The following is a 26957-nucleotide window of genomic DNA, read 5'->3' as shown; positions in this document are numbered from 1 at the left end:
TACCTTCGCAACAAAGTGATACACCATCAAAACACTTCAATAAAAAATCGTTATTTTTCAAGATATATAACAAGAGCAACTCGAGATCATAACGTTGCGATTAAAATAAACATGAGGATCTTTAAAATCTAGTAAATAACCATTAACAATCTCAGACAATAAAGTGGTACTGAGCGAATTGTTCCGTTTTAAATTCCGAATTCGTTTCTTATAATCGTTTGGTCTGTCCCACCCGATTTTGTCAATATAGCCGGCATAATCATGATGCATAACTTCAACAATTTCTTTGAAAATTTTTGAATACATCCTGTTTGTTAACAATTTCATATTAACACAAAGGGATTACTTTATTTCATCTCAAGCTGAACTAAAAAAGAAGTGCAATATGCCAGCAGAATTATGGCTAGTGCACTTCTTTCCCACTTTTATCCTAACTTTCAATTTCGATATGGGATTTACAAAAATTTTTCCTTCACTTGAAAGACGAGTGTTGGACAAAATGTTTCTTATTCAACAATACCAACTTCATTAATATCTACATTTACATCAATCTTTACTTTTAAGTCCTCATAATATTCATCCCGCCATTTATCATAATCAAAATCTCGATTTTTTGACTTAATTACTCTACCAAAACCAATCGGATCGATATCGAGTTCCTTAAATTTGTTAACTAGTTCTAAGCCTCTTTTATTTATTTCTTCTTCAAATTTCTTCTCAAGCTTTTTAAACGTTTTATCTTTAACGATATCACCTGTATATTCATTAACAACACCATGTAGGTCAATTTTTACTGTTACTTCATAAGGAGGGGAAGCTTCAGTCAGATGAAACTCACGCTTCGAAAGAATATTTTGAATGGCTGCCTTCTGTCCATCAATTTCAATATCTTGCAAGCCAGCATTGTGTTTATCGGCTAACAATTTGAAAAAAAAAGCTTCTTCCATTGAAATTTGATGCACTAACTTTCCATATCTAAAAAAACCAACACCAATTATTTTAAGTTCTTTCTCACTTTCTTTCCTTATGATCGGAACATAAGGGGTTTTACCTTGGCTGTAAAAGTCTATTAAAAACCGATGAAAATTCGTCATTGGTAAGTTCCCATGTTCTACAGCGGTATCGATTGAGTTTGAAATAAAAAAGGCATTTCCACGTTCACCATAATTACCATTTAAAAGATCTTTTACTTCCCCGTCTACAACTGCCAATTTCATGGCGGTTCCAATCCTTGGATCTCTTGTAATCGGATCAATTAAATCTAAAATCCCCATTTTCTTCGTTAATTCTTTACCAAATAACAATACTTCTAAACTTCCCATGGCGATTTGATCGGCGGAACTTTCTTGCATAATTTGAAGTATTGATTTCTGCAATTCCGCTTGGCCAGATATGACTTTATTTCTTGGCGGTTCATCTTTCTGAAAAATCGGTACATTGACTGTCCCAATAATTTTATCTCCGTTCTCATTTATATCAAATCCCATAGCAGTAACCAACGTTAACTCATCTAAAATCATTGTTTCTACACAACCGGTGAGTACCAAACAACTACAAAAAAGAAAGATTAAATTAATTACTTTTTTTCTCACGATTTTTCACCTTCCAAGCAATGAAGACGCAGATAAATATGAACGGAATATAGATGGCATTTAAATACATCCCAATTTGGGCGGTAAAATCGATAAAACCATGAATTTGTGTACGGTTTTCTAATAAAGGAAGGACGATCAAACAAAGACCGGCAATAATTGGTACGGAAGTTCTTAGCCGAATAGCAAAACTTCTTTTAACCATTTGCCCTGCTACCCAAAGATATAAACAAACGTTGGGGAGTAATACGATAAACCATGTCGCGATACCGATATAATCAAACCGTTCTACAAAAGGCATTTCAATAATTTTCCACATATATAAACTTGCCCATATTAATGAATCGAGCACTTCTTCTGGATAATACATAAAAGTTAATAAAGCTAAATATAAATAGAAACATGTCGTAAATAGTAAGCCTAAATATGCCCATTTTCTCGATTTTGCGGGTTCTTGAAGAAAAGGATAAACAAATAACAAAATTTCATATCCCGTATACGAATATGACATTCCCTTCACACCGTTAAATATTTCACCTACTGAATGGCCAAATACTGGACTTAAAAAAGAAGGATTTGCATAAGGGACTGTATACAAATATAAAGGTATGATTAAAAAAAGTATGATCATAGAAAAAACATTTATACCGACAACCGTTCGAAATCCACCATTGATAACGTAAACTACTAGAAGCAAAAAGGCTAATCCAAACCAAAATGAACTAAACCCCGGGAACATCCATACTTGTACAATTTCAATATAACCTCTTATAACTGTTATCGTCTTGAAGCATGCGTATATAACTAGCAATAAAGAAAACACTTTACTTAATTTTTCTCCAAATATATATGCGTGAATGTCATACCAATCGCCATTAACTTTGTTTAAAATTTGGTAAATCATAAACATCAATATTTGTATTATAATTCCACCTACAATAACCGATATCCAACCATCGGCTCCGGCATCTTTTGCAATGATTCTTTGAAAGCCCAACACCCCCATACCAATTTGTGCTGATGTGACAATATAAAATATGTAGAAGGGGGCTATTTTTCGATTTTCCGGCACATTCAGCTTCACAGGAATCCCCCCTATTCATCGACATCTTTCTTTTCGTTTGCTTTATCTTTGCTGAAACGTTTTTTATTTTGGCTTCTTAAGCTATAGGGACGTTTGGATTGTCTATTAAAAGGCAAACGTATGAAGGAATCTTTAAAATCCTCTACACGCAATGGATAAAACGGAGTCAAGATTGGACGTCCGAGCGATGTTGTACGCAATAATTCGGCTACTAATAAGCAAACACCAAAAGTAATTCCTAACAATCCCCATAGCTGGGCTAACAGTAAAAATGGGTAACGGTAAATACGGATCGTATTATTCATCCGATAAATTGGTGTCGTGAAAGAAGCAAGAGCGGTTAATCCTATTAAAATTAATAAAACGTTACTTGTTAATCCTGCTTCAACACTTGCTGTACCAATCACGATACCGCCAACGATACCGATCGTTTGTCCGACTTTCGTTGGTAGTCTCGCTCCTGCTTCCCGCAAAAGCTCAATCGTAAGTTCAAGGAACAATGCCTCTAACAAAGGAGGAAATGGAATGGCCGTCCGTGATGTATATAAAATTCCCATTAAATCTTCAGGAATTAATTCATAATGATAGGTCAGTATCGCTACATGTATTGGTGTCATTAATATAGAGAACACGACTGCAAAAACGCGGAGCAGTCGAAAAAACGAAGAAGTCAACCAATTCAAGAAATAGTCCTCAAAGGAACTAAAAAACTCAATAACCGTTGTCGGCGCTAATAAAGCATGTGGCGATCCATCAACGATCACAACCACTTTCCCTTCTATTAAACCAGCAATTGTCCGATCTGGTCGTTCCGTATCTAAATTTTGCGGAATAAGTGAATAAGTGCTGTCGCTAATGATTTGACCAATATATGAGCTATCTAAAATCGCATCAATTTCAATATCGGAAATGCGTTGTTTAATCGTATTTACATCCTCTTCATTAGTAATACCTTCAAGATATAAAACAGCCACTTTCGTTTTAGAAAGCTGTCCAACTTCAAATTCCTCTATGATCAGTTCTTTAATAGGTAATTTTTTCCTGACAAGATTTAAATTTTCACTAAGCGCTTCTACAAAAGATTCCTTCGGACCAACGACACTAAATTCTATTTCCGGTATGGTTATATCTCTCGTCACATGCTTTTGAGCCGCAAAGAAACAAACTTTGTCCATTTTATTTTCTACCGTCAATAATACATAGCCATTTAAAAGCTTTGGTTCAAGTTGAGAAAGGTCCGTTGTTATCTCCATATCACTGATCGGTAAAAGGTGAGGAAGATCTTCAATTTGACTGAAGTTTTCTTCTAATAAATATGAAATTGCACTTTCTTGCATGATTTTTTCATCTATTAGTGACATCACAAAAGTTAATTGAAAGGTAATCCCCGTTTTTTTGTTTTTATATTCTACAACTTTAAAATCATTGGATTCCCTTAGAAAATCTACTGTTGTTTTTGGGCTTTTTATTTCTTTTTGTGGTTCCTTTGTAATACCTTTAGTATCCTTTTGTTTAGTCGGCTTATTCTTTTTCTTAAAAAAATTAATCATCGTTGTAATCCCCTTGTTGACTATGATCATGTTTAGTATTACCTACCATGGGGATTTTATCCAAAACAATTGAAGAATCATTTATGGAGGGAGTCGACTTCGAAGAGTTTGGGGCACAGAACAGGTTTATCATAATACTAGGGATTTAACACTATATATAAGATAAAAAAATCTAACATTCAAAAAACAGACCCCACTACTATGGGATCTGCCTTTTTGAATCATACCATTTATTTTGAAAGATTATAGAACGTATTTTTTCCTAAGTATTGTGCAGTATCGGCTAATTGATCTTCAATACGTAGTAATTGGTTATATTTCGCTACACGGTCTGTACGAGATGGTGCACCTGTTTTAATTTGACCAGCGTTTGTCGCAACAGCGATATCTGCAATCGTTGTATCTTCAGTTTCACCAGAACGGTGAGAAATAACGGCAGTATATCCTGCACGTTTTGCCATTTCAATCGCATCGAATGTTTCTGTCAATGTACCGATTTGGTTAACTTTAATTAAGATGGAGTTACCTACACCTTGTGCAATACCTTGTGCTAATTTTTCAGTATTAGTAACGAATAAATCGTCACCTACTAATTGAACTTTTTTACCTAAACGGTCAGTGAGTAGTTTGTGACCTTCCCAGTCGTTTTCATCTAATCCATCTTCAATGGAAATGATTGGATATTTGTTACAAAGCTCTTCATAGAAAGCCACCATTTCTTCAGAAGTACGAACTACACCTTCACCTGGGAAGTGATATTTTCCGTCTTCTTTATTAAAGAGTTCAGAAGAAGCTACGTCCATTGCAAGTAAAACTTCTTCACCCGGTTTGTAACCCGCTTTTTCAATAGCTTCAACAATCGTTGCTAGTGCTTCTTCATTTGATTTTAGGCTTGGTGCGAATCCACCTTCGTCACCAACAGCAGTGTTGTAACCTTTATCTTGTAAAACTTTACGTAAGTTATGGAAGATTTCTGCACCCATACGTAATGCTTCACGGAAGTTTTCAGCACCTACAGGCATAACCATGAATTCTTGAATATCAACAGTACTATCAGCATGTGCTCCGCCGTTTAAAATGTTCATCATTGGAACTGGTAATTGTTTTGCATTGAAACCGCCAAGATATTGATAAAGTTCAACACCAAGTAAATCTGCAGCTGCACGCGCAACAGCGATAGAAACACCTAAAATAGCGTTCGCACCTAATTTACCTTTGTTTGGTGTTCCATCAAGTTCAATCATTGCTTTATCGATTCCTACTTGGTCTAACACGTTGAAACCGATGATTTCTGGTGCAATCACTTCATTCACGTTTTCAACTGCTTTTAATACACCTTTACCTAAGAAACGGCTTTTATCACCATCACGAAGTTCTACTGCTTCGTATTCACCTGTTGATGCACCACTTGGTACTAAAGCGCGACCAAAGGCACCTGATTCTGTTGTTACTTCTACTTCTACTGTTGGGTTACCACGGGAATCTAGTACTTCACGTGCATAAACATCGATAATTGTTGGCATAAAATATCTCTCCTTTATGTTTTTATATCGTTAATTACATGACATAAGATTTATTTTACAATTAAAGATTTTCCTGTCATTTCTTTAGGTTGTTCAATTCCAAACAAATCAAGCATAGTTGGTGACACATCACCTAATATACCATCTTTTCGTAACGTAATACCTTTTCGCGTTACAATCACTGGAACTGGATTGGTTGTATGAGCGGTTTGCGGTTTTCCATCTTCTGTAATGACTTCATCTGCATTACCATGATCGGCAATAATAATTACTTCACCGTCTTTTTCTAGAATCCGATCGACAATTCGACCTAAACATTCATCCACCGCTTCAACAGCTTTAATGGTTGGTTCTAACATACCTGAATGCCCAACCATATCTGGATTCGCAAAATTCAAGATGATCGCATCATATTTATCCTCATTGATGGCATTGATTAAGGCATCTGTCACTTCATAAGCACTCATTTCTGGCTTTTCATCATATGTTGCTACATCTTTTGGTGAATCAATTAAAATTCGATCTTCTCCTGGGAATGGATCTTCCTTTCCACCATTAAAGAAGAACGTAACATGTGGATATTTTTCTGTTTCCGCAATTCGCAATTGTTTTAAACCGTTACGAGATAGAACTTCACCTAGAACATTGTCTAAATTCGTCGGTTCAAAAGCAACATACCCGTCAACTGTTTCACTAAAATGCGTTAGACATACGAAATATAAGTTTTCAGGATGTTTCGGTCCGCGATCAAAGGAAGGGAATTCTTTATTCGTAAACGTATTAGAAATTTGAATGGCCCGGTCTGGACGGAAGTTGTAAAAAATAACAGCATCGTTATTTTTCACCGTTGCCACCGGTTCACCATTTTCTTTTACAAGGACCGATGGAATAACGAACTCATCATAGATCCCATTTTTATAACTGTCCTCTACTAATTCAAGTGGATCTGTATATGTTGGTCCTTCACCATATACCATAGCACGATAACACTTTTCAACACGATCCCAACGTTTATCACGGTCCATTGCATAGTAACGACCAGAGATCGTCGCAAATTGACCAACACCATATTCGTCCATTTTTTCCAATGTTTCTTGAATATAGCGTTTAGCCGTTTGTGGTCCTACATCACGTCCATCTAAAAACCCGTGTACATAGACATTTTTTAGACCTTGTTTTTTCGCTAAATGTAACAAAGCATATAAGTGATGAATATGAGAATGAACACCACCATCGGATAGTAAACCGAAAATGTGTAAATTCGATCCTTTATCTTTCACATGTTGAATCGCATTTAAGAAAGTTTCATTTTTATCGAATTCACCTTCGCGAATGGACAGATTTACTCTAGTTAAGCTTTGATAAACGATGCGACCGGCACCAATATTTAAGTGGCCTACTTCCGAATTTCCCATTTGTCCTTCAGGAAGTCCTACCGCTTCACCATCAGCCCGCAATGTTGCATGAGGAAACTCATTCCAATAACGATCAAAATTCGGTTTTTTCGCTTGTGCAACTGCATTTCCTTCTACTTTATCTCTCAAACCAAAACCATCAAGGATGATTAAGGCCTTTGGTGATTTACTCATTTTTTTCCTGCCTCCAATAATTGAAGAAATGATTGTGGATCTAAGCTGGCACCACCAACTAAAGCACCATCAATATGAGGTTTACTCAATAATTCAGCAATGTTGGCTGGTTTCACACTACCACCATATTGAATTCGCAATTGTTCTGCTGCTTCTTGAGAAAACTGTTCCGCAACAACAGAACGAATATATTCACAAACTTCATTTGCATCATCACTGCTTGCCGTTTTGCCAGTACCGATAGCCCATACTGGTTCGTAAGCAATAACCATTTTTGCTACTTGTTCACTTGACAATCCGGAAAGTCCAGCTGTTACTTGTTCATGAATGATTTCACGCCATTTGTCTGATTCGCGTTGCTCTAGAGTTTCACCAACACACATAATCGGCGTTAAATCATGTTTAAATGCTGCATGAACCTTTTTATTCACTGTCTCATCGGTTTCATTAAACATTTCACGTCGTTCAGAGTGACCGATAATGACATATTTTACCCCAAGATCTGTTAACGCAACAGGACTAATCTCACCTGTAAAAGCACCAGACTCTTCAAAATGCATCGTTTGTGCACCAATTTTCAAATCCGTTCCTTTAGTCTCTTGAATTAAACGGTCTAAAAATAACGCTGGTGCACAGACAACAGATTCTACAACTTCACCATTCGGTACAGTTGACTTCACTTCATTTACAAAACGAACTGCTTCTTGCAAAGTTTTGTTCATTTTCCAGTTTCCTGCAATAATTGGTTTACGCATAAGACAGTTCCCCTTACTAAACATTTTTTGTTAAGCTTGTTTGAATATCGTCTGACGATCTAAGAAATTATTTATCATTTAAAGCAGCGACACCAGGTAGAACTTTTCCTTCAATAAACTCTAGGGAAGCTCCACCACCTGTTGAAATGTGATCCATTTTATCTGCTAATTTGAATTTTTCTGCAGCAGCTGCTGAGTCACCACCACCGATAATTGTATATGTATTTTCAGCATCGGCAAGGGCTTGAGCGACAGCTTTTGTTCCTTCAGCAAATTTGTCAAATTCAAATACACCCATTGGTCCGTTCCAAATCACTAATGCAGAATTTTTTACAATATCTGCATATAATTCTCTTGTTTTCGGGCCAATATCTAAAGCTTCCCAATCCGATGGGATTTCTTTAATATCAACTATTTTTGATTCAGCATCTTCAGCGAATTCCTTCGCAACAACCGCATCAACAGGCATGTAGAAGTTAACGCCTTTTTCTTTCGCTTTCGCCATGAATTCTTTCGCTAATTCAATTTTATCTTCCTCGAGTAAAGACTTACCGATTTCATATCCTTGTGCTTTAACAAAGGTATAAGCAAGTCCTCCACCAATAATAAGGTTGTCGGCTTTCTCTAATAAGTTTTCAATGACGCCAATTTTATCTTTAACTTTTGCACCACCGATAATTGCAGTAAATGGACGTTTTGGATTTTCCATTGCACTTCCTAATACTTCAAGTTCTTTTTCCATTAGGAAACCAGAAACAGCTGGTAAGTGTTCAGCAATTCCTGCAGTAGATGCATGGGCACGATGGGCAGCTCCAAAAGCATCGTTCACATAAATATCTGCAAGGTCAGCGAAGCTTTTCGCTAGCTCTGGATCATTTTTAGTCTCACCAGGATAGAAACGAACATTTTCTAAAAGTAAAATGTCGCCGTCTTCCATTTCGGCAATTTCAGCTTTAACAGTTTCTCCAAAGGCCTCATCAGTTTTACGGACTGGCTTTCCAATTAATTCAGATAAACGTTCACCAGCAGCTGTTAAACGCAGTTCTTCAACAACTTGTCCTTTTGGACGGCCAAGGTGGCTTGCTAAAATAACTTTAGCACCTTGTTCACTTAAATATTGAATTGTAGGCAATGCTGCACGGATTCTAGTGTCATCGGTTATTTTTCCATCTTGCATCGGCACATTAAAATCGACACGAACAAACACTCTTTTTCCTTTTACATCAACGTCTCTTACCGTTTTCTTAGGCATGTATGAATCCTCCTTGGCATGAATGGTTGTAAGCTAAAAGAAAAAGGGAGAGGGAATCGTGTTTCCCCACTCCCTCCTTTTAAAAAGGTACATCTATATTATATATTAGATTGCATTGGATGCAATCTCACATTCTAAAAATAATATAACACTTTTATGAAATTAATATGTCACTTTAGATTAAAGACCTTTTTTTGCAATATATTCACAAAGATCTACAACACGGTTAGAGTAACCATATTCGTTGTCATACCAAGAAAGAACTTTTACCATATTTCCTTCCATAACCATAGTTGATAATGCATCAATTGTTGAAGATGCTGTTGTATGGTTGAAGTCACGAGATACTAGTGGTTCTTCTGTATATGATAAGATTCCTTTTAGTTCTCCTTCAGCTGCTTCTTTTAATACTGCATTCACTTCTTCTGCTGTAACTTCTTTATCTAATTCAGCAACTAAGTCTACTACAGATACGTTTGGAGTTGGAACGCGGATAGCCATACCGTTTAATTTACCTTTTAACTCAGGTAATACTAATGCTACAGCTTTTGCCGCACCAGTTGTTGTTGGAATCATGTTTTCTGCAGCTGCACGAGCACGACGGTAGTCTTTATGTGGTAAGTCTAAAATTTGTTGGTCATTTGTATATGAGTGAATAGTTGTCATCATACCGCGGCGGATACCGAATTTATCATGTAAAACTTTTGCAAATGGTGCTAAGCAGTTTGTTGTACAAGAAGCGTTTGAAATAACATGATGGTTTGCTGGATCATATTTATCTTCGTTAACACCCATAACAACTGTAATATCTTCGTTTTTAGCAGGAGCTGAAATAATTACTTTTTTCGCACCAGCTTCTAAATGTTTAGCAGCATCTTCACGTGCTGTGAAACGACCTGTTGATTCAACAACGATGTCAACACCTAGTTCGCCCCATGGTAATTGAGCTGGATCACGTTCTGCTAATACTTTAACTTTCATGTCACCTACAACGATGTACTCTCCATCTACACGTACTTCTTCTTTCAGGTTACCATGTACAGAGTCATATTTTAATAAATGAGCTAGCATTTCTGCATTTGTTAAGTCGTTAATTGCTACGATTTCAATTTCTTTTGTATTTTTCTCTAACGCTGCACGTAATACGTTACGTCCAATACGTCCAAATCCATTAATTCCCACTTTAACTGTCATTATAAATTCCTCCTTAAAGAGTAAAGTTTATATTTTTAAAAGGATTACCCTTTTAATATCAATTTCGCTGCACTTTCATCGGTTACAAGTATGGTATTTTTAGGAGCAATTTTCATATATGCTTTAATCGCCTTTGCTTTTGAAACACCACCGGCAATTGCAATAATATGAGGTATATGTTGTAAATCCTCGAGTTGTAAACCAATTGTATTTACTTTATTTACTTCCTTGCCATTTTCATCGAAGTAATAGCCAAATGCTTCTGCAACAGCCTGCTGCTCCAATAAGATATCCATCTCGAATTGCGATGTGTTTCTTCTTTTCGCCATCGTAATGGCATCGCCAATACCGTGAATAACTACGTCTGAACTTTTTATTTTTAACAAAACTTCTCGAATTGACGAATCATTAATAAAGGAATGATATAATTCTTTCGTAACCTGATCAGGAACGTAGAGCACCATATAATCTCCCGCGGTTTTCTTCGCCATAATCTGACACAAGCTATTTGCTTGATATTGCAAATCTGCACCAATACCACCACGAGCAGGAACAAACAATAATTCTTTATTTTTGAGATTCTCAGGTAATGCTTCCGCAACACTTGCTATAGTAGTTCCGCCAGTAACACTAATGGTTTGTTTTGGCTGAACAATTTTAGAAAGTTGCTCAGCTCCCATTTTCCCAAGTTCAGATTTAACCCACTCGGATTCATCCGCATTACCAGGAACAATGATACATCCTTTAATTCCTAGTTTATTGGTGAGTTCCATTTCTAAACTAGAAATTCCTGAGAACTCCTTCATAATGTGCTCTAAATCTTCCAGAATTATTTTTCCCTCTTCAGTTAAACTCATTCCTGTATTTGTTACAGAAACTAAATTTCTTGACTTTAAAAAGTCAATTTCACTTCTTAAAACTCTTTCCGTCATATTCAGATTTTGAGACAAACTCCTTCGACCAACCGGTTGTAAAAATTGAATGTTTTGCAAAATACGAAAACGCTTTTGCATAATTTCCATAATATCGGGTACGATTATTTTTTGAATGTCAATTAAAGACTTACCCATATCTAATGCCCCCATATCCCCGTTGGTCATTTTTAACCCGGGAGTACAATTAACATCCCACCATCGGTAAAAAAATATTCATTTATCCCTTTTATGGTTGGGTCGTATTTTGTCCCGCGACTTAAAATTATGTCCCACCGCTTCTAAAAAAAAAGAGTTCTTAACTACACTTTTAGGATAGCAAAGAACTTCACAAAGTGCAACCATTTTTCCCCAATTTGTTTTGTAAAAATAAAGTAAATTCTGTTTCGTCAATTTTCCCCTCTTGAATCACTTCCCCATTATATTCGATAACTGGAATTGATAATCCATACTTTTCAATTAATCGTTCATCCGTTTCAATATCAATTTGATTAATCGTAAAGGGGAAGGTAGACTGAAATACTTTTAATAGAAGTAAAGCCTCATCACATAATTGACAACCTTTCCTTGTATAAAAATTTAATTGTAACATTTCGAAACCCTTCCTTATTCCAACATCTTTTACTTTGCTACTTTCCTTAATTTAAACAGTATACCGTTTTCTTTTTAATGATGACGGGATATTCATTGACTCCCGATACTTTGTAATTGTTCTGCGAGAAATGTTGATTCCTTTATTTTTCAAAATTGATACAATCGCATTATCGGAATACGGTTTTGTTTTATCTTCTTGATCAATGATCGCTTGAATTTCTTTTTTAACCGCTTCAGAAGATAAACTTTTCGACCCCGTATTTGTTGAAAGCTGACTTGTAAACAAATTCCGTAACGCATGTACACCAGATGGCGTTTTAATATATTTATTTCTCACGGCACGAGAAACGGTTGATTCATGAACACCAATCTCCTCGGAAATTTCCGCCATCGTCATCGGCTTTAAAGAGGCTTTCACATTTTGAAAATAGTTTTCTTGCTTTTTTAAAATGACATTTACTATTTTTAATATCGTATTTTTCCTTTGTTCAATACTATTTTTTAACCATTGAATTTGTCGATATTTATCTTTTGCAAATTCAATCGTTTTAGAATCTTGCTCTTTAATTAACTCTGTATAATATTGGTCATTAAAACGAACTTCTAAAAATAAATCCTCAACAATTTGAATATGCCAACCGTCGGAATCTTTTTCTAAAATAATATCTGGAACAGCATACTCGGTTTTTTCATTTGAATATAAAAGTCCTGGACGAGGATTCAAAGTTTGAATTATATCATATAAATATTGTATTTCTTCTAATGATATATTTAAATCACCTTCAATTTTTTTCCATTTTTTATCTGCAAAATCTTGAAAGTATTTCGTTAAAATATAGCGATACTTTAATGTCAGCTGATTTTTACTTTCTAGTTGAAGCAATAAACATTCTTGTAAATTACGAGCACCAATCCCTGGCGGATCCAATTCATGAATGATATTCAACGTTTTCTTTCCCATTTCTATCGGTAAACTCAACATTTTTGATGCATCTTCTAAATCGATCTCAAGGTAACCGCTTTCATTAATATTGTATATAAGAAAGTCTAAATACCTTCTCTCTTGGTCTGTCAAGTTAAAGGTAATCGTTTGCATTTGTAAATATTCATACAAATTTTGTTTCTTATTAGGTAAAAAAGCTTCAAAGGATTGTTTTTCATCCAGATTTTTTTTACGCTTCTTCTTTGTCCGTCTGTAATCTATTGGCGAATAAAAATTTGTCTCTACTTCCAATAATGGATTTTCCATGGCGATTTCCTCAACAAACGAAGTTAGCTCCATTGTGTTTAATTGGAGTATGGATATTGCTTGTGCCAAACTTTGCGTCATATTTAACTTTAACGTCTGCTCTTGAAACAACCCGTAATTCATATCCATAGTCTTCCTCCTTTATTATATTGTAATTGCTTATCAGAAAATTTTAAACCATTTTATTTATCTGTCGTAAAAACTTTTCTATTTATTCTCAATCTTTTCTTCACCAATTTATAAATCTTGACCAATATCTTTTTCTAAAATAATGACACACGCAAACCAAAATAGAACGGCTACAATTTTATTGCAAAACAAAGCAGAATGTTTTATAATGAAAAATGTCATTCAAAAATATATGCCCTCGTAGTGTAATGGATATCACGCAAGATTCCGGTTCTTGAAATGTGGGTTCGATTCCTGCCGAGGGCGCTACTTCTTTTCTTAAAAGCTAACGATTAACGTTAGCTTTTTTTGTCTATTAGTAAATCCGCTTATAATGCTAATGCTTTCCATTTATTATCAATGTATTTTTAAAACATGCATGATTAGACCTACAAATGACAGAAGATTCGAATTTTTTAATTGCATTTTTCCGTTACTTATGAAAAAATATTTTCAACAAACATAATTAAGTTTTTTGAACACTGAAACAACAAATGATTTTCATTTGAAATTAACTAGAAAAAGTTTCCACTTCATCATTAAAAGGGCTATAATAAATGTACAAAAGGTTTAAAATCCACAATTTCGGTAATAATTGGTTGATGTATTCACGCTCACTAAAAGAGATAACCTCAACTCTTATTATTTGACCTTTTTTGACCTTTTGTGTAGAATGAACTTACATAATCGTTACGCACAACTAAATTTGGCTCTATTTCGTGTTTGACAAATTATTTCATTACGTATAATCACAATTTCAATTAGAGCCGTTATTACATATTTTAAAGGAGGAAAATCGGATGACTTTAATTCCTACAGTAATTGAACAAACGAACCGTGGTGAACGCGCCTATGATATTTACTCCCGTTTATTAAAAGACCGTATTATAATGCTTGGTGGCCCAATTGATGATACTGTGGCCAACTCCGTAGTAGCACAGCTTTTATTCCTTGATGCTGAAAACCCAGAGAAAGATATTTCCCTATACATTAACAGTCCAGGGGGAAGCGTAACAGCCGGGATGGCAATCTACGACACAATGAACTTTGTAAAAGCAGACGTCCAAACAATTTGTATCGGTATGGCTGCTTCAATGGGTGCATTCTTACTTTCTTCTGGTGCAAAAGGAAAACGTTTCGCACTTCCAAACGCCGAAGTAATGATTCACCAACCATTAGGTGGTGCTCAAGGTCAGGCTACAGAAATCGAAATTCATGCTAGACATATTTTAAAAACACGTGATAAATTAAATAAAATTTTAGCAGCAAACACTGGTCAACCAATTGAAGTTATTGAAAAAGATACGGATCGTGATAACTTCATGTCTGCACAAGAAGCAAAAGACTACGGTTTAATCGATGCGATTATCGATCGTAACAACTTAAAAGAAGAAAAATAAATGTAATTCCGCATAACAAAAAAGGAGTCGTTTTACAAGAATATCCTTGTAACGGCTCCTTAAAATTTGTTTATATATTACAGTGATTGGAAACGCTTCCGATTGTTTACTTTACTCTTCTTTTTCAAGAAATCGACTTAATTCTTCAACCGCGCGTTCCTCGTCGCTTCCTTCTGCATATATCGTAACAGATTTCCCGCTTCCAATCGCCAAGCTCATAATCCCCATAATACTTTTCGCATTAATTTTACGCCCTTCATATTCTAAAAATACTTCCGATAAAAAGGAGTTAGCGGTTTGTACGAATAATGCTGCAGGGCGAGCCTGTAAACCAGGTTTCAACTGAACTGTTACTTGTTTTTCTACCATCTGAATCCTCCCCCCTTGAACAAATTACATATAATTATTATTCTATAAAACTATCCTATTCCTTTTAGTATAAACGATTTAAAGGTAAAAATGGAAATTTTTAAATTTTATAGCTAAAAAATCACTTAACTGATTCACCTGCACGAAGTTTATTCGCAATTTCATCAATTTTCCTTAATCGGTGATTAATCCCAGACTTACTAATTCCGCCAGAAACCATTTCTCCTAACTCTTTCAGCGTAACATCTTGATATTCCAAACGGAGCTTCGCGATTTCTTGAAGTTTTACAGGTAAGGCTTCTAAGCCAATTGTTTTATCAATATACTTTATATTTTCTACTTGACGAATTGCTGCTCCAATTGTTTTATTTAAATTCGCTGTCTCACAATTAACTAAACGGTTGACAGAGTTTCGCATATCGCGAACAATACGAATATCTTCAAATCGGAGTAATGCTTGATGGGCTTCTACGATATTTAAGAAATCAGATATCTTCTCCGCTTCCTTCATATATACGATAAACCCTTTTTTTCTCTCTAATAGTTTACCGTTTAGTTCAAATTCATCTAATAGGTTAACTAGAGCCTCTCCATGTTCTTTATAAAGCGTATATATTTCTAAATGGTACGAAGAGGTTTCCGGGTTGTTCACAGACCCTCCGGCTAAAAACGCTCCCCTTAAGTAGGCACGTTGACAACAACTTTCTTTAATTAGTTCCGGTGCAATGACATTACTAAAACTATATTCCGCACTGACAATTTTTAAATCCGCTAAAATATCTTTCACCCGTTCTACAAGTCGAACGATATAAACATTGTTTTTCTTTAAACGCATTTTTTTCCGCACAAAAATTTCTACTTCTGCCTCGTACAGCATTTTTATTAAAGAATAAATCCGACGGGCAATGGCCGCATTTTCCGTTTGTACATCAACAACAATTCGTTTATTGGTAAAGGAAATCGAACCGTTCATCCGGATGATTGCCGATAATTCAGCTTTTGCGCAACATTCATTGTCTAGTGGGAGGTTCGTTAATTCCTTTTTTATATCCGAAGCAAACGACAATTCCTTCACCTCCTACTCGGTCACATCGCCTTTTTTATCTCATTTAAAGTTAATTCATAAATTAACCTCGCTATTTTATGCGTATCATGTCGTAAAACACCATCTTCCATCTTCACAATGGAATCAGCAATAATTTCTAAACCTAAACTTTTTAATTCCTTAGTATCAATTACGACTGGTGTTGCTAATTCACCTTTATAACGTAATTTTACGTCTTTCGGAATTGACCCATTGTTTACAATAATTTTTTGAATAGATTGGGGTTCTGTATGATCAAATATTGCCCGCACATGATCACTAGCTGTATAGCCAAAAGTTTCACCTTTTTGCGTCATTAAATTACAAATGTACACTTTTTTCGCTTTTGCCTTTGTCACCGCTTCCGATATATGAGGGACAATCAAATTCGGTAAAATGCTAGTATATAGTGAGCCTGGTCCGATAACAATTAAATCCGCCTCTTTAATTGCTTGTAAAGTTTCTGGTAATGGTAATACATCTTCAGGTGTTATAAATACACGTTTGATTCTCTTTCCATACTTTGGAATTAAAGATTCTCCATGAACGATGTGACCATCTTCCATTTCGGCATGTAAAACAACACTTTGATTCGCAGACGGAAGTACACGACCTTTCACATTTAACACTCGACTCATTTCATGAATCGCATGGGCAAAATTCCCAGTTATATTTGTCATTGCGGCCAACATTAAATTTCCTAGAGAATGACCGAACAAATCCCCTTTCGCATCAAAACGGTGTTGAAATAATTCTTCTATTAAAGGCTCAACTTCAGATAAAGCAGCTAGTACATTTCGGACATCTCCCGGTGGTGGGATGTGGAGATCTTCCCGCAGTCTTCCAGAACTACCACCATCATCTGCTACTGTAACGATTGCTGTAATATCTACTGGGTATTTCTTGATTCCACGTAATAAAACTGGGAGTCCTGTTCCTCCCCCAATAATGACGATTCTCGGTTGACGTTTAATCATTTTACCTGAACCCTTTCCATAGTTATTTCACGATGGGAAACACGTACATAGTATTCTTCCTTAAACTTTTCCCCTAAATATTCCGCAATCGCTACAGAGCGATGCTGTCCTCCTGTACATCCTATCGCCACGACTAATTGACTTTTTCCTTCTCGTTTGTATAACGGTAACATATATTGCAGTAAATCTGTCAATTTTTCTAAAAACTTCGTTGTATCCGTCCACTTCATAACATAGTCATAAACTTCTTTATTTAACCCTGTTTGTTTGCGCATGGACTCAATGTAAAATGGATTCGGCAAGAAACGAACATCAAATACAAGGTCAGCATCAATCGGAATACCATGCTTAAATCCGAAAGAGACAATATTTACAGTAAATAATTTTGTTTTACTATTGGAAAACTCTGTTTGAATTTTTTCTCTTAATTCTTTTGGCTTTAAATTGGAAGTATTAATTATAGTTTGAGCTCGACCTTTTAAAGTTTCTAACAATTTACGTTCCTGTTGGATTCCATCAAGAAGTAGACCATTCTTAGATAGAGGGTGGGAACGACGAGTTTCTTTATATCTTCTAACTAATGTTTCATTATCCGCATCTAAAAAGACGATGTGAGGAGTTAACCAAGAAGTATTTTCTAAATCATCGAGTACTTGGAATAACTGATCGAAAAACTCACGACCACGTAAGTCCATTACTAAAGCAACTCGATTCATTTTACTATTCGATTCACGCATTAATTCTAAAAATTTCGGTAATAACATCGGTGGTAAATTATCGACACAAAAAAAACCAAGGTCTTCAAAACTTTGAATGGCAACTGTTTTTCCAGCCCCACTCATCCCTGTTATTATTGCTATTTGTAATTCATGTGAATATTCCATTTCGTTACCACCATCCTAAGCTCTTAAAAGATTTTTTCAAAACGTTTATATATTCTATTTATCAATTTTATATGAAAGAAGTTGGAAGTCTTCGGTATAATTAAACGCACCAAAGGCAACGTCTCTACCTTCAATTGCATGCTGGATAATAAAGCGGTCACCTTCAGCCATTGGTAATTGTTCAATTTGATCAATTGGATGCCACTTTAATATTCCTTCGTCAGTGACTTCCTTTTGATTTCCTTCTCCATTATTAGTAAAGAAGTTAAACATCATCCATTCGCGAATTTGTCCCTCATCATTTTTCATTAAAAAGGTATAAATTCCTTTTAACTGGGGATTTTTTATTTCAATTCCTGTTTCTTCCCAATACTCTCGAGAAACAGCCTGTTTTACCGTTTCTGTTGGTTCCATTTTTCCACCTGGAATTGCCCACCAACCACGACGAGGCTTTTGTAATAATAAAACTTGACCATCTTTTACATATATACAATTTGCTACCCTTTGCATGTTACCACCTCAAAGTTTGAACAAAAAGTTCAACTCATTTTATTAAATGAGTGATCATAATAAAAAGTTCATTTTAAAATAAATTATAACTCAATTATATACTATACCTTGTCTTTTTGTAACATGAAAGAAATTGGGTAAAAATTCATTATGTAACTTTTGGAAAAAAAGGGGGGATTTTAAGATGATTATAATTGATCGGATGCCCTTTATAATCAGCTAGCTTTTTAAAAAACCATGCTGAAATTTAGCAAATAAAAAAAACACAGGGCGGTTCCCTGTGCAAAACAAACTAATTATTTTAAAGGGGGTATTTTCTAATTATTATATTACTCAATTTTTATTGCACAATTGTTACAACAGCGTTAAGCAAGAGTTACGTTTCACAAATTGTTTGTAAACCAGAACGATTTTCAAACAGTTTATTTATTTAAAAAAATAAGCTGCCCCATAATGGACAGCTATAATTTTATTTTACTTCAGCTGCTTTTAATTCTTCTAACAATTGTTCAACATAATGTTGAGCACTTTGAGCTGCAATACTACCGTCACCAGTTGCTGTAACAATTTGGCGAAGTTGTTTTTCACGAACGTCTCCCGCAGCGAAAATACCAGGAACCTTTGTTTCCATTAATTCATTCGTTACGATATAGCCTGATTCATTTGTAATTCCTAAGTGTTCGAATGGTTTTGTTAATGGTACCATTCCGATATAAACGAAGACTCCGTCGCAAGCGAATTCTTGTTCCGTTCCGTCAACAGTGCTTACTAACGTAACACTATCTACTTTTCCATCTTTACCGTTGATTTCTTTAACTGTGTGGTTCCAGATAAAATCAACCTTTTCATTAGCAAAAGCACGATCTTGTAATATTTTTTGTGCCCGTAATTGGTCACGACGGTGAACAATTGTTACCTTATCTGCAAAACGAGTTAAGTAAACACCTTCTTCAACCGCAGAATCTCCACCACCAACAACAACTAGTTCACGGTTTTTAAAGAATGCTCCGTCACACACTGCACAATAAGAAACACCGCGACCACTAAGTTCCGCTTCACCTGGTACACCTAATTTTTTATATTCGGCACCAGTGGCAATAATAATTGCTCTAGCTTTAAATTCCTTGTTACCTGCTTTTATTACTTTATATTCTTTACCGTCCACAACTTCTTTAATATCACCATATGCGTATTCAGCACCAAATTTTTTCGCATGGTCAAACATTTTATTTGATAATTCAGGACCTTGAATTAAGTCATAACCAGGATAGTTTTCGATATCGCCAGTGTTCACCATTTGACCACCAGGAACACCACGTTCAATCATTAATGTAGATAAATTTGCTCGTGATGTGTATACTGCCGCTGTCATACCGGCAGGACCGGCACCGATAATGGCAACATCATAAATTTTTTCTTCAGACATTGTCTTCACTCCTCAAATGTTCATGCTAACTATATTATAACCTTTAAAGGTTAAACTATATAAATAAAAAGCCTCGAACAATGTAACTTAGGTTGTCTTTGTATAAATTAACTATGTTTCCAAGGTTCCATACCTTCTTTTTCAGGTTGAACCAACATTAACTTTTTCCAAGCTTTTTCAGCAAGTTGTTCTTTACCGACAAAATACGCCGCATAAGCAAACCAATAGTAAAAACTCGAATCAATTTGGTCATGAATAAGCATTTTTTTAAACCATGCATAGGCCTCTTCATACTGTTTTAAAATTACAAAGGTAACAGCCAATTTAAAGCGATGATCCGCTGATATCGGAAAGATTTTTTTCAACGAATTTAATAACGGCTTATAATCTTTTCCTTCATAATAATAAAATACGGTGAGATTACATAATGCGTGTAAGTTACCAGGATTTTCATCTAAAACTTTAGCTACAATTTTAAGTGCTTCTTCCTTTTCACCTTTATAAAAATGGGCTAAAGCTAAATTATTGTATGCAGGCCAATAATCTGGGAAATCCACGATCATATCGTTGAATCTTTCAATTGCATCATCAAACTTACCTTGTTCTAATAGCTTTTTCGCCTGTTCTTGTCTCGTAATAATTTCTTCTTCATACGGTTCATCCATCGTTAGTATGGATGTTTTTAAATTGTCTGCTTCAAAGGAGATAATGTCCAACAATTCTCTCACATCTTCAGCATACTCACCATTCGGCATTAGTTTTAAATACATGTTCGCATGTTCTACAGCTTCATTATACATGCCGATGTACGCATAATTATTGGCTAGAAAATAATGACATTCATACATATATGGTTCAATTTCATGTAGCACTTTATATAAGATTTCATTGGAACGGTCATACTCACCAAGTTCAGAATGTACAATTGCTAATTGGCAAGCAATGACTGGTTCATTAGGTTCGAATTGCCAAGCCCGTGTCAAATACTTTTTAGATAAAGCTAAATTGTTTTTTTGAAATGCTTCGATTCCTCTCAAAAAGTAGAATTCGCCGGAAGGATTGAAAGTCAATATTTTATTGTGTAAATGATTATTCCCCATATGATTTTTCACAAATGATCCTCCACTGCTATTTTTTTTAAATTCAATAAATTACTATTTCTGTATTATTAACCGTTTATATAACGAAAAAATTTTATTGATTTCTTATTATAATTATATAACTATACTATTTTGACATTGTAGTACAATTTTACATTTTAACACACTTTGATAACAAAAAGAATAGCAGACTTAATGAGAACAACACTTGTTTTTTGTAAAAAATAAAACCCAAGCATACTTGGGTTTAGCATTTAATTGATTCATGAATTTGGTAATTTTTGTCACACTTGAAATTGTGATGCAAGTTTTAATGTTTTCAAATGAAACCTTATGTATTTTTAATAGACTCTTTTCTCTTTCGTTCTTCCATTTCTTCCTTTGTGTAAATGATTCTCATCGGATTCCCACCAGCCATTGCACCAGCTGGAACATCTTTATGGACGAGCGTCCCTGCTGATACAACTGCACCATCACCAATTTCAACTCCAGGCAAAATAGTTGAATTCGCACCAATCATTACATTGTCACCGATTTTCACTTCACCGAGACGATATTCATTAATTAAATATTCATGGGCGAGAATTGTTGTATTATAGCCGATGATAGAATTACGACCAACAGAAATCATTTCAGGAAACATAATATCCGGAACGACTTTATACGCAAAAGCAGTCTTATCGCCCACTTGCATTTTTAATAATTTTCGGTACATCCAATTTTTCCACTTATAAAAAGGAGTAAAACGAGCAATTTCAATGACAATTACGTTTTTAACTATTTTCCAAAAGGGTACCGTCTTATATATTTGCCATAAAGAATTCGGTCCTTTGACTGGATACCGTTCAGTTCTTCGCATATTCCTTCACTCCGACAATCGGCAATAAATCTTTCATATTATCTAAAATGTAATCCGGTTCTAGTTTTTCAATAAAGTCTCTTCCTTTAATCGACCAAGCAACACCTGCAGATAAGGTACCCGCATTTTTTGCACCTTCGATATCATGATTAGAATCTCCAACCATTATTGTCTGTTCTGGTCTAGATTGAAGAAGCTCCATCGCTAAATTTAGTGGTTCAGGATGTGGCTTAGCATGTTTCACCTCATCTAACGTAATAATGACAGGGAAATATTGACGTAGATTGATTTTATCTAGTCCTTTTAAAACCGTATCTCTTACTTTTGTGGAAACAATCGCAAGTTTGTAGCCTGCTTCATGTAAAGCTTTTACCGCTTCGTCCACACCATCAAATTCAGTAACGAGATCATCATGATTTGCTACGTTAAATTTTCGATAGTATGCAATCATCTCTGCAACTTGGCTTTTCGGTGCAACTGATGCAAAAGATTCTTCTAATGTCGGTCCGATAAAAGGAATACAATCTTCCCTAGTTATGTGATTGTAACCAAAATGTTTAAACGTTGCTAAAAATGATTGAAGAATCAGTTCGTATGTATTCAATAACGTTCCATCTAGGTCAAATAGTATTGTGTCTACTTTACTTTGCATTGTTTCGGTCCTTTCTTTGTTTTTTCGAGAAGAATCGGGATTGATTGCTTGTGGATATAGCATATTGTTAAAAGAAAGTTCGAGCTGGTAGCTGGTGATCAACGCACTTAGTCCTTTTTGAGCTCAGTAAAAGACATTTCAAGCTGACTTTTAATCCGCTTCGTCCTTTTGAAACCTCAAAAAGACATTACATATAGTTTTTTTACTCTTTTTGTCCATGAGAACCGATCTCGAGGACATTTCAGGCCTTCTCTCAACTCATTTTGTCACCGAGAACCTGTCTCGAGGACATTTCAAGACTTCTCACAACTCATTTTGTCACCGAGAACCACTCTCGAGGACATTTCAAGCTCTTTTCCCGCTTATTTTGTCCGCGACAACCTGTCTCGAGGACATTTCATGCCTTCTCTCAACCCATTTTGTCACCGAGAACCTGTCTCGGGGACATTTCATGCCTTCTCTCAACTCATTTTGTCACCGACAACCTGTCTCGAGGACATTTCAGGCCTTCTCTCAACTCATTTTGTCACCGACAACCTGTCTCGAGGACATTTCAAGACTTCTCACAACTCATTTTGTCACCGACAACCTGTCTCGGGGACATTTCAGGCCTTCTCTCAACTCATTTTGTCACCGAGAACCACTCTCGAGGACATTTCATGCCTTCTCTCAACTCATTTTGTCACCGAGAACCTGTCTCGGGGACATTTCAGGCCTTCTCTCAACTCATTTTGTCACCGAGAACCTGTCTCGAGGACATTTCAAGACTTCTCTCAACTCATTTTGTCCATGAGAACCTGTCTCGGGGACATTTCATGCCTTCTCTCAACTCATTTTGTCACCGAGAACCACTCTCGAGGACATTTCAAGACTTCTCACAACTCATTTTGTCACCGAGAACCATTCTCGAGGACATTTCAGGCCTTCTCTCAACTCATTTTGTCACCGAGAACCTGTCTCGGGGACATTTCAGGCCTTCTCTCAACTCATTTTGTCACCGAGAACCTGTCTCGGGGACATTTCAAGACTTCTCACAACTCATTTTGTCACCGAGAACCTGTCTCGAGGACATTTCAAGACTTCTCTCAACTCATTTTGTCACCGAGAACCTGTCTCGAGGACATTTCATGCCTTCTCTCAACTCATTTTGTCACCGAGAACCACTCTCGAGGACATTTCATGCCTTCTCTCAACTCATTTTGTCCATGAGAACCTGTCTCGGGGACATTTCAGGCCTTCTCTCAACTCATTTTGTCACCGACAACCTGTCTCGAGGACATTTCAGGACATTTTCCAACCCATTTTGTCCGCGACAACCACCATCGGAGACACTTCAGCCAACTTTGCAGCTCATTTTTGTCTACGAGATCATCCCACTCCCACTAACTACGCCTCTTTATAAAGCGGCAAGTCCTTCACTTTTTTCCGACGATAAATAATTAAAACAAGCGCCACAACAATAGTAACAACAGAAACTAATTGTGCGATGCGAATATCCGTACTCCATAAGTATAAACTATCGGTCCGTAAACCTTCGATCCAAAAACGTCCCGCAGAATACCAAATCGCATAGGATAGGAAGATTTCGCCTCGTTTCACCGCTATTCGTCTTAATAAAATCAAAATAACAAATCCAGCAATATTCCAAAGTGACTCATATAAGAATGTAGGATGATAGTATTGTCCATCTATGTACATTTGATTAATGATAAATTCTGGTAAAAACAAGCCTTCTAAAAACTCACGGGTAACTGGACCGCCATGGGCCTCTTGGTTCATAAAGTTTCCCCAACGTCCAATTGCTTGAGCAATAATAATACTTGGGGCAGCTATATCAGCTACTTTCCAGAAGGAGATTTTTTTCACGCGGCAAAAGACTATTGCCGTTAACACTGCTCCAATTAAAGCACCATGAATAGCTATGCCACCTTCATTAATTGCAAAAACTTTAATTGGGTTTTGTGCATAATACTCCCATTCAAACATAACGTAATAAATTCTTGCACAAATAATCGAAATAGGTATCGCAAAAATTAATAAATCAGCAAATGTATCATCAGGAAGACCACGTTTCTTCCCTTCCCTTGTAGCTAATAAGTATGCAACAACAATTCCTGCTGCGATAATTACTCCATACCAATAAACTGGGTAGCCAAATATCTCAAAAGCAACTCGATCTAAAGGCGTAATATTATAGAGCATCGTTTCTTTCGCCTCCTCAAATATAAAAAATAAACAAGTTCATTGTAGCAAATAATGCTGTTTTTTTAAATCAAGAATACTCCTACAAATTAGCGTATGGATTCGTTCGCCAATTTATATATAAAAAAATAGCAGAAACCTTTTCTACTTTTTTAGTCTCTGCTATTAATCCTTTAATCATCGTCTCGATCCCGAATTGTTTCCTCTAGTCTTGTTGTGAATTCTTGTGCGGTATTTACACCCATCCGTTTTAAACGATAGTTCATGGCAGCTACTTCAATAATAACCGCTAAGTTTCTTCCTGGACGAACCGGAATCGTATACTTCGGAATTTCCACATCGAAAATTTTCATTTTTTCTTCATCTAAACCTAAGCGATCATATTGCTTGTTCTTATCCCATGTTTCTAAATTGACACACATCGTAATTCGTTTATAAGAACGAACCGCTCCGGCTCCGAATAATGTCATCACATTAATAATCCCTAAACCACGGATTTCCAGTAAATGTTCAATTAAAGCAGGGGAGTTACCAACCAATGTATCTTGATCTTCTTGACGAATTTCAACACAATCATCGGCGACAAGGCGATGACCTCGTTTTACTAACTCTAAAGCCGTTTCACTTTTACCAACACCACTTTGACCCGTGATTAACACCCCGACACCATAAACATCGACAAGGACACCGTGAACTGCAACTGTAGGAGCTAATTGTAATTCTAGGTAGTTCGTCAGATGACTAACCATTCTCGTTGTAGTCAATTTCGTACGCATGACAGGTACAGATTCCCGTTCAGATGCTTCAATTAATTCTTCTGGAACTTCCAAACCTCTTGTAATAATAATGCCCGGTGTGATATCTGTACAAAGTCGTTGCAGGCGATTTTTTCGATCTTCGTCATTTAATTTTTCTAAAAAGGTTAATTCCGTCATTCCTAACAATTGGATACGTTCTTGTGGATAATAATCAAAAAATCCAGCCATTTCCAATCCGGGTCTTGATAGGTCACTTGTTGTAACTGGTCGATCAATTCCTTCTTCACCACTAATTAGTTCTAAATTAAACTTTTTTAGTATATCTTTAATTGTCACTTTTGACATAATCTCTTCCCTCACTTACATCGGGTAATCATTTCTTTTTCATTCTACCATCTTTCCGTACGAAACCAAAGAATTCAATAAAATGTAGTAAGAATTTTAATAAAATAATATCTCTACCGTTAATGTTTTCTTCTTTTTAAAAACATTATATATTTAAGGTAGTCAATTCCATTATTTATTCATACAATTTCATGACCAAATCAAGTATGATTAAAGAACACATGAAAAAAGAAAAGAAACGTTTAAAAGGAATGATGAAAATGGCAAACACACATACATTCACAAAAGGAGAAGAAATAGCAAACTCCATTACGCACGGAATCGGAATTTTAATAAGCATCGCATCTCTCGTCTTACTAATTGTATTTTCATCTCTATACGGGAACGCTTGGCATATTGTTAGTTTTACATTATTTGGTTCTACAATGGTCTTTTTATATACATCCTCCACCTTTCTACACGCACTTCCAAAGGGAAAAGCAAAGAATGTGTTTGAGATTTTAGACCATTCAGCGATTTATTATTTTATAGCTGGGTCCTATACCCCTTTCCTATTTATTGCTGTGCAAGGTTGGGAAGGCTGGACTTTATTCGGAATCGTATGGGGACTTGCTATTGGAGGTACTATCTTTAAAGTATTTTTCGTTCGTAAGTTTTTATTCTTATCGACCTTACTTTACGTCATCATGGGATGGTTAGTCGTATTCGTGTGGAAGCCTTTAACGGAAAACTTAGCATCAGGCGGATTAACGTTGTTAGTGATTGGTGGTTTATGCTACACCGTAGGAGCGATTTTCTATGTATGGAGAGGATTTAAATATCATCATGCGATTTGGCATATATTTGTATTAGTGGGGAGTATTTTGCACTTTTTCTCTGTCTTACTGTACTTGCTTCCTTATTAATTAG

The 26957-nt window shown here is 35.8% G+C and carries 24 protein-coding genes and 1 tRNA gene; 3 read left to right on the top strand and 22 right to left on the bottom strand.

Going from position 1 to position 26957, the window contains the following annotated elements; genetic code table 11:
• Nucleotides 1-506 precede the first annotated feature (506 nt).
• The 11 genes from GW534_RS09715 to rpoN form a co-directional block, all read right to left on the bottom strand.
• Complete coding sequence (locus GW534_RS09715) at nt 507-1520, bottom strand: Ger(x)C family spore germination protein (RefSeq protein WP_246204058.1); 1014 nt, start codon at nt 1518-1520, stop codon at nt 507-509.
• Between the two features lie 52 nt (nt 1521-1572).
• Nucleotides 1573-2676, bottom strand: coding sequence for a GerAB/ArcD/ProY family transporter (locus GW534_RS09710; RefSeq protein ID WP_161920816.1), 1104 nt, complete (start codon nt 2674-2676; stop codon nt 1573-1575).
• 11 nt (nt 2677-2687) lie between these two features.
• Nucleotides 2688-4226 carry a spore germination protein gene (locus GW534_RS09705; RefSeq protein ID WP_161920815.1) on the bottom strand — a complete coding sequence of 513 codons (1539 nt, stop codon included), beginning with the start codon at nt 4224-4226 and terminating at the stop codon, nt 2688-2690.
• A gap of 230 nt (nt 4227-4456) precedes the next feature.
• The gene (gene eno / locus GW534_RS09700; protein ID WP_161920814.1) at nt 4457-5749 is read right to left on the bottom strand and encodes a phosphopyruvate hydratase; all 1293 of its coding nucleotides are present in this window, start codon (nt 5747-5749) and stop codon (nt 4457-4459) included.
• Between the two features lie 50 nt (nt 5750-5799).
• Nucleotides 5800-7338 carry a 2,3-bisphosphoglycerate-independent phosphoglycerate mutase gene (gene gpmI / locus GW534_RS09695; RefSeq protein WP_161920813.1) on the bottom strand — a complete coding sequence of 513 codons (1539 nt, stop codon included), beginning with the start codon at nt 7336-7338 and terminating at the stop codon, nt 5800-5802.
• Nucleotides 7335-8093 (bottom strand): triose-phosphate isomerase, encoded by a 759-nt coding sequence (tpiA, locus tag GW534_RS09690; protein WP_161920812.1) that lies wholly within the window; start codon nt 8091-8093, stop codon nt 7335-7337. The genes gpmI and tpiA overlap by 4 nt, the downstream gene beginning before the upstream one ends.
• A gap of 67 nt (nt 8094-8160) precedes the next feature.
• Nucleotides 8161-9345 (bottom strand): phosphoglycerate kinase, encoded by a 1185-nt coding sequence (locus tag GW534_RS09685; protein WP_161920811.1) that lies wholly within the window; start codon nt 9343-9345, stop codon nt 8161-8163.
• Between the two features lie 180 nt (nt 9346-9525).
• A complete protein-coding gene (gene gap, locus GW534_RS09680) occupies nt 9526-10539 on the bottom strand; it encodes a type I glyceraldehyde-3-phosphate dehydrogenase (protein WP_161920810.1) in 1014 nt (337 codons plus the stop codon).
• Nucleotides 10540-10583: 44 nt separating this feature from the next.
• On the bottom strand, nt 10584-11609 hold the full coding sequence (locus GW534_RS09675; protein ID WP_161920809.1) for a sugar-binding transcriptional regulator: 1026 nt from the start codon (nt 11607-11609) through the stop codon (nt 10584-10586).
• Nucleotides 11610-11799: 190 nt separating this feature from the next.
• The gene (locus tag GW534_RS09670; protein ID WP_161920808.1) at nt 11800-12063 is read right to left on the bottom strand and encodes a glutaredoxin family protein; all 264 of its coding nucleotides are present in this window, start codon (nt 12061-12063) and stop codon (nt 11800-11802) included.
• Between the two features lie 51 nt (nt 12064-12114).
• The gene (rpoN, locus tag GW534_RS09665) at nt 12115-13443 is read right to left on the bottom strand and encodes an RNA polymerase factor sigma-54 (RefSeq protein ID WP_161920807.1); all 1329 of its coding nucleotides are present in this window, start codon (nt 13441-13443) and stop codon (nt 12115-12117) included.
• Between the two features lie 234 nt (nt 13444-13677).
• Here rpoN and GW534_RS09660 point away from each other — a divergent pair.
• A tRNA-Arg gene (locus tag GW534_RS09660) sits at nt 13678-13749 on the top strand.
• A 533-nt stretch (nt 13750-14282) separates the two neighbouring features.
• A complete protein-coding gene (gene clpP / locus GW534_RS09655) occupies nt 14283-14882 on the top strand; it encodes an ATP-dependent Clp endopeptidase proteolytic subunit ClpP (protein ID WP_161920806.1) in 600 nt (199 codons plus the stop codon).
• A gap of 111 nt (nt 14883-14993) precedes the next feature.
• On the opposite strand, the gene GW534_RS09650 is transcribed toward clpP, so the two are convergent.
• From GW534_RS09650 to hprK, 11 genes are all read right to left on the bottom strand, one after another.
• Nucleotides 14994-15251 (bottom strand): HPr family phosphocarrier protein, encoded by a 258-nt coding sequence (locus tag GW534_RS09650; RefSeq protein ID WP_161920805.1) that lies wholly within the window; start codon nt 15249-15251, stop codon nt 14994-14996.
• Nucleotides 15252-15372: 121 nt separating this feature from the next.
• Complete coding sequence (whiA, locus tag GW534_RS09645) at nt 15373-16317, bottom strand: DNA-binding protein WhiA (RefSeq protein ID WP_161920804.1); 945 nt, start codon at nt 16315-16317, stop codon at nt 15373-15375.
• 20 nt (nt 16318-16337) lie between these two features.
• Nucleotides 16338-17309, bottom strand: a complete 972-nt coding sequence (locus tag GW534_RS09640) for a gluconeogenesis factor YvcK family protein (RefSeq protein WP_161920819.1) — start codon at nt 17307-17309, stop codon at nt 16338-16340.
• A complete protein-coding gene (rapZ, locus tag GW534_RS09635) occupies nt 17309-18196 on the bottom strand; it encodes an RNase adapter RapZ (protein ID WP_161920803.1) in 888 nt (295 codons plus the stop codon). The genes GW534_RS09640 and rapZ overlap by 1 nt, the downstream gene beginning before the upstream one ends.
• A 54-nt stretch (nt 18197-18250) precedes the next feature.
• A complete protein-coding gene (locus GW534_RS09630; RefSeq protein ID WP_161920802.1) occupies nt 18251-18706 on the bottom strand; it encodes an NUDIX hydrolase in 456 nt (151 codons plus the stop codon).
• A 469-nt stretch (nt 18707-19175) separates the two neighbouring features.
• Entirely contained in the window at nt 19176-20132 is a 957-nt protein-coding gene (gene trxB, locus GW534_RS09625) for a thioredoxin-disulfide reductase (protein WP_161920801.1), read from the bottom strand.
• Nucleotides 20133-20239: 107 nt separating this feature from the next.
• Entirely contained in the window at nt 20240-21244 is a 1005-nt protein-coding gene (locus tag GW534_RS16790; protein WP_161920800.1) for a tetratricopeptide repeat protein, read from the bottom strand.
• Nucleotides 21245-21563: 319 nt separating this feature from the next.
• Nucleotides 21564-22091 carry an acyltransferase gene (locus GW534_RS09615; protein WP_161920799.1) on the bottom strand — a complete coding sequence of 176 codons (528 nt, stop codon included), beginning with the start codon at nt 22089-22091 and terminating at the stop codon, nt 21564-21566.
• Nucleotides 22078-22743 (bottom strand): pyrophosphatase PpaX, encoded by a 666-nt coding sequence (gene ppaX / locus GW534_RS09610; protein WP_161920798.1) that lies wholly within the window; start codon nt 22741-22743, stop codon nt 22078-22080. Before ppaX ends, GW534_RS09615 begins: the two co-directional genes overlap by 14 nt.
• Nucleotides 22744-24129: 1386 nt before the next feature.
• Entirely contained in the window at nt 24130-24945 is an 816-nt protein-coding gene (lgt, locus tag GW534_RS09605) for a prolipoprotein diacylglyceryl transferase (protein ID WP_161920797.1), read from the bottom strand.
• Between the two features lie 173 nt (nt 24946-25118).
• Nucleotides 25119-26048 (bottom strand): HPr(Ser) kinase/phosphatase, encoded by a 930-nt coding sequence (hprK, locus tag GW534_RS09600; protein ID WP_161920796.1) that lies wholly within the window; start codon nt 26046-26048, stop codon nt 25119-25121.
• 260 nt (nt 26049-26308) lie between these two features.
• Between hprK and trhA the strand changes: the two genes are divergently transcribed.
• A complete protein-coding gene (gene trhA / locus GW534_RS09595) occupies nt 26309-26953 on the top strand; it encodes a PAQR family membrane homeostasis protein TrhA (protein WP_161920818.1) in 645 nt (214 codons plus the stop codon).
• The last annotated feature ends 4 nt before the right edge of the window (nt 26954-26957 follow it).

The sequence above is a fragment of the Pallidibacillus pasinlerensis genome (assembly GCF_009996845.1).
Taxonomy (GTDB): Bacteria; Bacillota; Bacilli; order Bacillales; family Caldibacillaceae; genus Pallidibacillus; species Pallidibacillus pasinlerensis.
This window is presented reverse-complemented; position numbering and strand designations above follow the sequence as displayed.

What these genes read in the sequence shown, in the direction of transcription:
- tpiA (WP_161920812.1), bottom strand. Translation starts at nt 8,093, where the DNA reads ATGCGTAAACCAATTATTGCAGGAAACTGGAAAATGAACAAAACTTTG.
- eno (WP_161920814.1), bottom strand. Translation starts at nt 5,749, where the DNA reads ATGCCAACAATTATCGATGTTTATGCACGTGAAGTACTAGATTCCCGT.
- GW534_RS09630 (WP_161920802.1), bottom strand. Translation starts at nt 18,706, where the DNA reads ATGCAAAGGGTAGCAAATTGTATATATGTAAAAGATGGTCAAGTTTTA.
- gap (WP_161920810.1), bottom strand. Translation starts at nt 10,539, where the DNA reads ATGACAGTTAAAGTGGGAATTAATGGATTTGGACGTATTGGACGTAAC.
- trxB (WP_161920801.1), bottom strand. Translation starts at nt 20,132, where the DNA reads ATGTCTGAAGAAAAAATTTATGATGTTGCCATTATCGGTGCCGGTCCT.
- clpP (WP_161920806.1), top strand. Translation starts at nt 14,283, where the DNA reads ATGACTTTAATTCCTACAGTAATTGAACAAACGAACCGTGGTGAACGC.
- GW534_RS09615 (WP_161920799.1), bottom strand. Translation starts at nt 22,091, where the DNA reads ATGCGAAGAACTGAACGGTATCCAGTCAAAGGACCGAATTCTTTATGG.
- GW534_RS09675 (WP_161920809.1), bottom strand. Translation starts at nt 11,609, where the DNA reads ATGGGTAAGTCTTTAATTGACATTCAAAAAATAATCGTACCCGATATT.
- GW534_RS09715 (WP_246204058.1), bottom strand. Translation starts at nt 1,520, where the DNA reads ATGATTTTAGATGAGTTAACGTTGGTTACTGCTATGGGATTTGATATA.
- rapZ (WP_161920803.1), bottom strand. Translation starts at nt 18,196, where the DNA reads ATGGAATATTCACATGAATTACAAATAGCAATAATAACAGGGATGAGT.
- lgt (WP_161920797.1), bottom strand. Translation starts at nt 24,945, where the DNA reads ATGCTCTATAATATTACGCCTTTAGATCGAGTTGCTTTTGAGATATTT.
- GW534_RS09670 (WP_161920808.1), bottom strand. Translation starts at nt 12,063, where the DNA reads ATGTTACAATTAAATTTTTATACAAGGAAAGGTTGTCAATTATGTGAT.
- GW534_RS09650 (WP_161920805.1), bottom strand. Translation starts at nt 15,251, where the DNA reads ATGGTAGAAAAACAAGTAACAGTTCAGTTGAAACCTGGTTTACAGGCT.
- GW534_RS09685 (WP_161920811.1), bottom strand. Translation starts at nt 9,345, where the DNA reads ATGCCTAAGAAAACGGTAAGAGACGTTGATGTAAAAGGAAAAAGAGTG.
- ppaX (WP_161920798.1), bottom strand. Translation starts at nt 22,743, where the DNA reads ATGCAAAGTAAAGTAGACACAATACTATTTGACCTAGATGGAACGTTA.
- GW534_RS09705 (WP_161920815.1), bottom strand. Translation starts at nt 4,226, where the DNA reads ATGATTAATTTTTTTAAGAAAAAGAATAAGCCGACTAAACAAAAGGAT.
- trhA (WP_161920818.1), top strand. Translation starts at nt 26,309, where the DNA reads ATGGCAAACACACATACATTCACAAAAGGAGAAGAAATAGCAAACTCC.
- hprK (WP_161920796.1), bottom strand. Translation starts at nt 26,048, where the DNA reads ATGTCAAAAGTGACAATTAAAGATATACTAAAAAAGTTTAATTTAGAA.
- gpmI (WP_161920813.1), bottom strand. Translation starts at nt 7,338, where the DNA reads ATGAGTAAATCACCAAAGGCCTTAATCATCCTTGATGGTTTTGGTTTG.
- rpoN (WP_161920807.1), bottom strand. Translation starts at nt 13,443, where the DNA reads ATGGATATGAATTACGGGTTGTTTCAAGAGCAGACGTTAAAGTTAAAT.